Origin of the sequence: Pseudomonas sp. CFII64, assembly GCF_000416235.1 — a bacterium.
Lineage (GTDB): Bacteria > Pseudomonadota > Gammaproteobacteria > Pseudomonadales > Pseudomonadaceae > Aquipseudomonas.
In genome coordinates this window covers 1-9,236 of record NZ_ATLO01000037.1, presented here as the reverse complement: position 1 = coordinate 9,236, position 9,236 = coordinate 1, and the positions used below count along the sequence as shown (strand labels likewise).

Sequence of the window (9,236 nt, the reverse complement as noted above, 5' to 3'; positions counted from 1 at the left end):
AGCCGATGTCGCGGCTGCTCATGGGGCTGAAGCCCAGGCTGAGCGGCACAATCGGACCGCACAAGTGATTGGCCTTGAGCTCGGGCAGAGAGATGGCACAGGTGTACTGCCCGGTGCGCGGATCCACCCCGGCCTGCACGAAACTGAGAAAGTTGAAGGCGTTGGAGTGCACGGTTGGGGTGGGCATTGTAAGCTCCTTTAAACCGGGGCCGATCACAGTTTATGTATCGGCCGGCTCTATTCGATTGATTTCGTCTCAGTCGGACACAATGGTCAATTCATTGCGATTCGTTGGCGATTTGAATTGAACCGTAATCCTGTGGGAATTACCGAACTCGTCGATTAATTTCAAGCGCACGGGTTTGGCGAAGTCGGATTCAATAAGATTGTTATAGGCGAAGTTCATGCGCCGATGCAGGCTGAGCAATATCCCGCCCTGCGGTACTGTGATCCCACCCAACAAAGTACTGGCAGGCCTGAGCTCCTGCGGAATCGTTTGTATAACCACAGTTTCAAATTGAAGTGTATTGCTGCCAGACAACGCAAATCCTGTATAGCTGCCCATTTCTTCCTCGTATTGACGGCTTTCCCATTGCACCATGCTGGAATGCCCCTCAAATTCGAAAGACAAAAAATCGATAAACTGCGAACCATCTTTTAGCCGCAACGTGTAATAGTCTGTGGTATTAAGTTCGTAATCATCATCGTCACCGCCTTCGACTCTTGGGAGTTTTGTAAACTCAAAATAGTCCAGCGTGTAAGAAGACGGCACAACAGGCGTTATCTTGATGATGTTGTCTTTTTCTTCAGATCCACCGTCTTGAGTTGAATTAAATTCCGCATAGTCGGCGCGAGTCAGGGCGGCGGCAATCAGTTGTGGTGTTGTGCCGCGGGTCTGGATATACAAGATTACCGAATTATCATTTGCGGCCAGCGGTGCGGGAGCAGCGGGGGGATAATAGCGATAGCCATTATCCGATTTGTTCGCCGCCCACTGTTTGTCCGCTGGGGCATCGTCGGGTATTCCGCTTTCACCCACATAGGGCAAATCATTCAGGCTATCTTTAAAAATCAGCCGCAAACTCGCTTTCTCAGAGGCAGTGAGATCCACCTCTTGACCGTTCTCGTCTAAGGGTTGTACGGAAACCTTGAGCATGACCTGTGCCAGGCCATTGGCAAATAGCGAAGCCGAGCCTGATTGCTCTTCGATCTTGAAATCAACAACCTTAACCCATTGCGCGCGCGGGGCGACCTCGGACAGATGAATGACGCCGTACCCGGATTGAGTGCCGATCCCGTCGTAATAACCGCATTTTACGACGCTGTACGGGAAGGTAATTTCCTCAGGGGCCGTGAATGTACCTGAGGTGGTGTCAACACTGCCATCGCCGACCTCCACGCTCCAGGTCAGGCTTTGCGGCGCGTTGCGCATACTGGGGTTGGACAGCGTCAATGAGGCCAATGGCGCCAGTCCAGGATGAAACGCCGGCTGGACATTTACTGGCATGACACCGTTGACTAACAACACAATCCCTGTGCATTTTTGTTGGGTTACGGTGTCGACGGCCTCGACCGTGACCGGGTTGAATTTCCCGGCCGGTGGCAAAGTGGGTGGCACATAAGTTGCCTGTTGGCCGGTTCCAGTAAGGGTTCCCAGACCGTCAGGCAAGGGTGTCCACGTAATGGGACTATCGGTCAGCGATGAGACCCGGAACATAAACGGCGCTGGCGAATAGCGCAGGTCTATGGCATGCATGGCGGGGGCCATTGCCATTGAACTGGCAACGATGACCACCATTGCCGAAGCGGTGACTTTCTGTTGGGTGTCCGGGTCCGTATAGGTGGCGGTTACTATATTGCGGGTGGTCTTGTCCTCAAGTTGCCCCAGGGATGGCGCGGTGTAAACGCCGTCCTGGGTGATATCCCCCTTGGAGCGGGCGCCATCGATATCCCGAACATCCCAGGTTATATCCGCAGCCCTTGCCCGGTAGCGCAGTTCAACAATCTCAAACTGTAGCACCGCGCCGGTTTGTACCGTGGTATAGAGCGGCTTGAGGCTGAATGAACTCAGGCCTGGATCAATTTCACCGAACAGGGCGAGATCGCCGGGTAGATAGGCCTCTTTCAGAATCAGAGCATTATTTTCCGGGAATAACAGGTGGTTGATGGCGAAGAAGTTTATTTCGGGGATGTCTATGGTTTTAAAAGTATCCAGTAGCATTTTTAGTATTAAGTCCAGTTCCCCCTTGGCTTTTTCCAGCAAAGGCCAATGTGTGCCTCCACCCCCGATTATAGTTACCTCTGACGTCAGTGTAGATTCTGGCGATTGTACGAAACGAAGTGTGTTTTCCTCACTGCTAAGGATATTGTCGAATAGCATATTCAGGCTGTAATTGAAGCGGACATCTACATTTTTGTGTTCGTCGGGCCAGCCTGATATATCATCCATGAAGTGAAATGTTTCAGTGACGGAGTTCTGCCATTTCAGAGCAAAGCGATAGTCCGGGGTTATGGTAATAAACAAAACACCCCTGAAATTGAATGACAGATCCTCCTTGATAAAGTGATAATGGTGGGGCCAGTCACTTTCATCCCAGGTAATATCGATTTTTTCTACAGCAAAACCTCCAGATGTTGCCAGCAATTGATAGTCGCCCGTCTCTTCCGAATCATCCTTGACCTCAAAACTCAGCCCACGCCCAATATGAGTGCTTATATAAGGCGCAATGTACCAATGAAACATGGCCTGGCGCGAGAGCAACAGCGAGCCGGAATACATCGAGCGATCCTCGCCCGGTATTTTATCGTCTGGAATAAAGAAAGGCATTCCGCTGTCATCTTCCGGCAGAATTCCGTTATATAAATTGTTCTTGGTCCTGACAAACAGAACGACGGCGCCATCGCCGTAAGTATCGGCCTTGATGTCTTTTCCGCCTGGAGCAGCCTGAGTCAGGATATAGAAATCCTTGGGTGCCAGGAGATCATCCTCGTTGAGGTCCAGGATTCCCAGACTATAAATTTGCTGTTCCACCGGTAATGCGTCGAACTGTGTCTGGAAGAAGTCACCGATCAGGGTTTCGCTGATACCCGACTCAATCAGATTGCTGGTGAACTCCGTGGCCTCGGAGAGATTCAGAACCACTTCCGATTTTTTGTTGATCGTGCCCACTACCTTCCTGAGTTCAATGTCGGCCTCCAACCAATAACCGTGTTGTTCAGAAATATTGAAGCTGGAGATCGCGCGCGAAGGATTGCCAGGAGGCTCATCGAGATGGGTGACGGTGCCGCCGACAATGTCCATGTGCAAGCGGGCCATGGCGTCTGACAGCGAGGCATTTTCAAAGGAAAGCCGAGGCTCACTGAGAATGAGCCCGCTGAGTTCGACGGTTTCATTACCCACCAGGCTTATTTTCCCTCTGATGGCGGGAAGGAAACTCTCGGTGGTAAAGCGCGCGATATGTTGCTGGGCAAGAAGGTGGTTGACCTTGGTGCGGTTGAACGAAACGATCGCGCCCCAGCCCAGGGTGTTGGCGCGGCCTTTCATGGCCTGTAAAAGATATTCCTTTGAATTTGCCATTTCACACCTCTTCAACTTGATTTTGGCGACCTCGCTACACCGAGACCGCAAGCCTTCAGGGCGGGTTTTGATCAGAGCGCCTCAGCTATAGGCTCTAGCCAGATCGGGGTACGCCGCCAAAGGCAGGGGCAGGATGGTGTATCCATATTCGGATCTCGTCTGCCGGGAGAGATCAGCAGTTAGTAGGTGCTTACAGGTAACTATTGCGTACCCTGGCTGTTGTTGCTGCGGTTCGGTATATAGGCCATTGGCATCCACCGAGCCCGTCCCTGCGAGCAATACCCACTCCAGATCTTCGTTAGGAACAGGGAACATCCCTTCGTCGTATTGAACGTTGAAAGTTAGCTGTGCCTTACCTGCCAATGCATCCTCGAGATCAACCTCGACCTGTCCACCCAGTGTTTTGTTGATGATCAGAATATGTGCCTCGCCCACGTTGGTCTGGTCATCAGTGACCTGAATATGATCAAGGATGAACATGGCGGTGCCTGACGCGGCTGGGGCGGTGTAGGTGCTCTCTTTACCTGTGACAGGCTCCAGATTACCGCCCTGACCAGGAGCCACCAGCGCCCAGCTCAACGGACGGTCGTCCAGCGTCCCTGCGCTGAGGTCGACGGATTGTCCGGGACCCAGAACTTTTAAAAGGGGATTCACGGAAATTACACTGCGGACAATCGAAACCACGGCCGAGGATGAAACTGCCTGCTTATTCACCGTGCCCGTGGCGGTCACGATGACCTGCTGGGCTTCCATGCCGGCCATTTCATCAGTGGACGGCGCGGTGTAGGTGCCATCGCCATTGGCACTGAAGGCGCCAATAGGCCCTGTAGCCCCGGGCAGAGCGCGACGCTCCCATTTGAGGTCAGCAACGACCGGATCGGTGGTGAACTTATGGCTCGTGCCAGCGTTCAGTATCGGGCTTTCCGGAGTAATGACAAAGCTTGTCAGCGAAGGGTTAACGTTGCCGAAAACGGCCAGATCGCCGGGGACGTGGGCGTCGGTGAGGACCATTGAGTTGAGGTCGGGGAAGAGCAGGTTTTGCAGGAGGAAGGTGTCGATGTCGGGAAGTTTGATGGAAGCTATTTCGTTAAAAAAATGCTCCTCCAAACGGGTTAGAGTCTCAGCTCGGAATTCATTTTTGTTGGCCTCGTTTAGATTTCCCGTCCAGGTGAAATCCGGGATAACGACCGAGTCAACGTACTGCTCCCTATCTGTACTAAAGCTAACTACGCCACTGGATGGGTCTATGCCTGGAATCATCATTACTTTGGCTTGCATGATAATTCGGATCGGCCCATCGAACCATTCATATGGTGTGCCAAGATGAAACAATGTTTGGTCCCATCGCTGGTTACTTTCCGCACTCCAGGTTATAAGCAGGGCATCCCAGTTGGGCCTGATAACTAGCCCGGGCATATCATCAATAGCACTTACGTTAAGCCTGGCCGGAGTTAAATATGGGGTCAGGAGACTGTAGCTGTAAGGGGGGATTGTAGTGACAAAACCGTCAGCAGGATCCACACTCCATTCAAATGCTCCTGATTTACCTTGTAAATTTGAATGAAGAGGGTTGCCTTCCGGGTCAGTGGGACTTACGATCTCATAGATAATTTTTGTTTTGTTGAGCGTTGGCATGATTATTTTGCCGAACAACACTTTATTTGAAAGCAACACCGCACTCGAATATTTAGTCCCATTCTCATCATTGGGAATCATATACTCAAAATCGCTGTCTTCCGCTGGAACACCACCGTTAGCCCCCCCTCGAGGGTAACAAATAGAACCACCGCCCCGTCGCCGTAATTGGGGGCGCTACGAATTTTAGCGCCAGGCGCTGCCTGCGTGTGTACTTTGAAAAACTTCGGTTTCAGGCTGGAGTCTGCTTGCGTGCTTAAAGTACCCAGTATATAAACCTGCAACTCCGGATGTTTCGCGAATTCCGTTTTGAAAAACTCCCGCGCATTGATGACGCTTACAGGATCGGAAAACAGATCCGTATCGAAATCATCCATCTGAGACAAATCTATTGTCACTTTGCCGACTTCGTCAACCCCACCGGGCGCGTCTTTGAGCGTTACGTCCAGCCATAATCTGGGGCCTGCGGCACCATTGGGGCGCATGATTGAATGGATAGCCTTGAAGCCGCCTACAGGCTCGCTCTTCAGTATCGCCAGGCCTGCGGTTATCGGCAGTGTTACTCTGGCGCGGGACTCGGTGAGGCTGGCATTTTCAAAGGACAGCCTTGGTATACCCAGCTGAATGCCAAAGAATTTAAGTTTCGAACCCTCCTCCGATTCAATTTCTCCGTCGATGGGTCGCATATAATTTTCTGCGGTAAGCTTCTGGATGTATTGCTGCATCATCAAGGCATTGGCGCGACCACGGTTATAAACCACCACCGCATCCCAGTTGAGCGTACTTGGTTTTACGTTAAGTAACTGAAGCAACTCTTCCTTGGGATGGCCGCTCGCGATGGCTTGCGCGCCGGAATTTTTTTCGTTATCCATGATTTGATGCCTCGTTAGTGTGACACGCTATAGCGGTTGGCTATAACGAGATGCCAACATGGCTGGGCAATGGTACGACGGGGCTAGAGGGTTGCCACGCCAATCCACGGCCAGGATGTGGCTTCATTCTTACCTGAGTATTGCGCGCTCGCATACTAGTAGAACTGCTAGGTTGTAAAAGCCGGTTAATGTGCTAGCAAATCATGCCGTGCCTGGCCTGACGCGACATACACCTGCTTAAGGTTTTTGGGAACTAGCAAAAGTACTAGGTTGTACGTCCAGCGACAGGTGCTAGTGTTTGGAGGGCGTTGAAGAAACAGTGATTGCGGGGTAATCAAAAAGCTGGTTCCGCCCGCCCCATGCTGCCCGGAGAAATAAAATGACCCCTGTTGATTCCAAAAAGAAACTTGTAATGGTCGGGTGGCTGCTCTGTGCCTTGATCCTGGGCGGGCTGTTCTATGCAGCTTTTGCCGGCGAGTCATCAACTCCGTCAAAACAATCGCGGGAATATGAAGGGCAATTGATCATTTTCAATAAAAAAGAAAATGACGGCAGTTATCCTAATATTAACTGCACCCTGCCTTTTGTCAGCTCGCAAGTTGATTTTCAAGATAATTCTCAAGAGTGCGAGAATGACGATGCCTATGCTTTCAAGCTGGAAGAAGTTCCGTCCGCGACGTTTTTTACGCTCACCGATTCACCCGACTGTACTGAGTCGGGGGGGTTTTATTATCGGTTCAAGACGATAAAGCATCCGACGACTATGGAGCTTCCAATGGACATTGAAACAGCGGGCCAAAAAGCCGTCGGTTCAGTTGTCGTACCGGGTGTCTTGTTGATTGCCAGTACAACCTCCGGGCAAGTCGGCGGCAAGCTTTCCTGCGTCAAAATCGAGCGCTCGGCGGTTCCATCGCCTTGACCTGACAGATTTATCAGCTGGAGATATTCACAATGCCCACCCCAACCGTGCACTCCAACGCCTTCAACTTTCTCAGTTTCGTGCAGGCCGGGGTGGATCCGCGCACCGGGCAGTACACCTGTGCCATCTCTCTGCCCGAACTCAAGGCCAATCACTTGTGCGGCCCGATTGTGCCGCTCAGCCTGGGTTTCAGCCCCATGAGCAGCCGCGACATCGGCTTTGGCAAAGGCTGGGGCCTGCACCTGTCGCATTTCGACCCCGTGACCTCGATCCTCTCGCTGTCCACCGGCGAGACCTTTCGTATCGCCGGGCCGCAGAGCGCGCCTACCGTGCCGGAACGCAAGATCGACAGTTTCCACTTTGCCTATGAGGCCGACGGCAGCTACCGCGTGGTACACAAATCCGGCCTGGTGGAGATCCTCAGCAAAACCGCTGGCAGCGAAGAAGCCTGGGTCACGCAGATGTTTTCGGCCGAAGGCCATCGGGTCGCGTTGGCGTACACCCTGTATGCCGGGGAAGCCCTGCTGCAACGGATCAGCGATGACTATGGCACCTTGCTCAGCGTCGAGCGCAGCACCACCACGCGTACCGCCGTCCACTTGCACCCCGATAAAGGACCGGGCGGCACGCCGTTGGCCAGTTTTATTTTGAGCCTGAACAACGGCGAACTGGTCAGCATCGCCTTGCCCACCGACAATCAGGCCGCCTGGCGCTTTGTCTACGAGCCAGTCAACGACTACCTGTGCATCAAAGAGCTGCGCACGCCACTGGGCGGGCATGAGCTGATCACCTATGCCAGCCAGGGCCATCAGTTCCCGCAAAATCACTACCCGCCACTGCCCACAGTGGAACGCCATGAACAGCGGCCCGGCTTCGGCCAGCCGGCCGTCGAACGACGCTTCAGCTATTCCAGCGAGAATTTTCTCGGGTTTAACGCCAACGGCCTGATCTGGGACGACGATGGCCTGGACAACCTGTATCAGGCCGATTCGCTCTACACCTACAGCAGCACGGAAATGCTCTGGGTCGAGAACCAGGCGCTGCGCACCACCGCGCGCACCTTCAATCACTTTCACCTGCTGACCGACGAAACCGTCACCCAGAACGACAACGTGCTGAGCACCCGCACCACCTACCATGGCAGCCCAGGCCAGTCGTTTCCCCAGCAGCCGGCCCAGTGTCAGCTGCCCGACACGGTGCAGAAAATCTGGTACCTCAAGAGCGCGTCCAGTCAGACCCATGAAGAAATCACCCGCACCACCTTCGACACCTTCGGCAACCTGCTGACCCAGCACAACCCCGACGGCACCCTGGAAACCAGTCGCTATTACCCGCTCGGCGGCGGCGACGGTTGCCCGCCCGACCCGCAGGGTTTTGAACGCAACCTGCAGGACAAAACCGTGACCCCGGCCCACGACGCCCTTGGCGAGGCCCCGACGCTGCGCACCGCGTATCGCTACGCCCTGCAAACCGGCGTCGGCGCGGGCAGCACCCCCGACTGGCTGGCCATCAGCGATGAAGCGTTGTTGCAGGTGCAGGATGATGACGGAACCGAAATCGAAACCGAACTGCAACGCACCACCTTCACCTACATCAACGCGCCCACCGACCGTTACCTGCACGGGCGCAAACTGCAGGAAACCCAAACCCTGAACGGTCAGTCGAGCCTCACCGACTACGCCTACCAGCGCACCAAAAACGCCCGCGCCGGGGAAACCGTGCAGCACACCGTGATCAGCCTGAGCACCGATTTCGATGCGGTGCAAAAGTCCTACACCCTGGAACATTCGCTGCTCAATGGCCAGCCGCTGCTCAACCGCGACGACAACGACGTGGAAATCGCCTACCGCTACGACGCGCTGGGCCGGGTCACCGACGAAACCGTGGCCCCCGCTACCGAGTTCGAAGCCACCCGCCATTACGACTACGTGCTCAGCGCCCGCGACGACCAGCAAGCCGAACAGACCGTGACCAACGTCAAGGGCCTCAAGACCCGCACCTTGATGGACGGCGCCAATCGGGTCATCGCGGAACACCGTCAGGGCGCCGATGAAACCCAGCCCGAGGAGTATCGGCAAACCTACAGCGCCCGATACGACAGTCGTGGCCTGCTGATTGAGGACACCACCTCCGACTGGCTGCTGATCAGCAAAACCCTGCGCGAACTGCCGCTGACCAGCACCTATCAATACGATGACTGGGGGGAACAGCGCAGTGTGACCGGGCCGGATGG

At 54.1% G+C, this 9,236-nt stretch carries 5 protein-coding genes and 1 pseudogene; 2 read left to right on the top strand and 4 right to left on the bottom strand.

Annotated features, from left to right (window positions below):
- The 4 genes from CFII64_RS17165 to CFII64_RS17150 all read right to left on the bottom strand — a co-directional run.
- A partial coding sequence (locus CFII64_RS17165; RefSeq protein WP_020292079.1) for a hypothetical protein occupies window positions 1–187 on the bottom strand: 187 nt, incomplete at its 3' end.
- A gap of 69 nt (window positions 188–256) precedes the next feature.
- Window positions 257–3,577, bottom strand: a complete 3,321-nt coding sequence (locus CFII64_RS17160) for a hypothetical protein (protein ID WP_020292078.1) — start codon at window positions 3,575–3,577, stop codon at window positions 257–259.
- An 81-nt stretch (window positions 3,578–3,658) separates the two neighbouring features.
- Window positions 3,659–5,293, bottom strand: coding sequence for a hypothetical protein (locus CFII64_RS17155; protein ID WP_020292077.1), 1,635 nt, complete (start codon window positions 5,291–5,293; stop codon window positions 3,659–3,661).
- Complete coding sequence (locus tag CFII64_RS17150) at window positions 5,290–6,084, bottom strand: hypothetical protein (RefSeq protein ID WP_020292076.1); 795 nt, start codon at window positions 6,082–6,084, stop codon at window positions 5,290–5,292. Before CFII64_RS17150 ends, CFII64_RS17155 begins: the two co-directional genes overlap by 4 nt.
- A gap of 379 nt (window positions 6,085–6,463) precedes the next feature.
- Here CFII64_RS17150 and CFII64_RS17145 point away from each other — a divergent pair, with 379 nt between their 5' ends.
- Complete coding sequence (locus tag CFII64_RS17145; RefSeq protein ID WP_044901464.1) at window positions 6,464–7,003, top strand: hypothetical protein; 540 nt, start codon at window positions 6,464–6,466, stop codon at window positions 7,001–7,003.
- Window positions 7,004–7,035: 32 nt separating this feature from the next.
- Window positions 7,036–9,236, top strand: a pseudogene (locus CFII64_RS17140) (sugar-binding protein); the annotation flags it as partial.

Bases quoted from the DNA above. Each gene is read 5' to 3' on its own strand.
- CFII64_RS17160 (WP_020292078.1), bottom strand. From the start codon at position 3,577: ATGGCAAATTCAAAGGAATATCTTTTACAGGCCATGAAAGGCCGCGCC.
- CFII64_RS17155 (WP_020292077.1), bottom strand. From the start codon at position 5,293: ATGATTCCCAATGATGAGAATGGGACTAAATATTCGAGTGCGGTGTTG.
- CFII64_RS17150 (WP_020292076.1), bottom strand. From the start codon at position 6,084: ATGGATAACGAAAAAAATTCCGGCGCGCAAGCCATCGCGAGCGGCCAT.
- CFII64_RS17145 (WP_044901464.1), top strand. From the start codon at position 6,464: ATGACCCCTGTTGATTCCAAAAAGAAACTTGTAATGGTCGGGTGGCTG.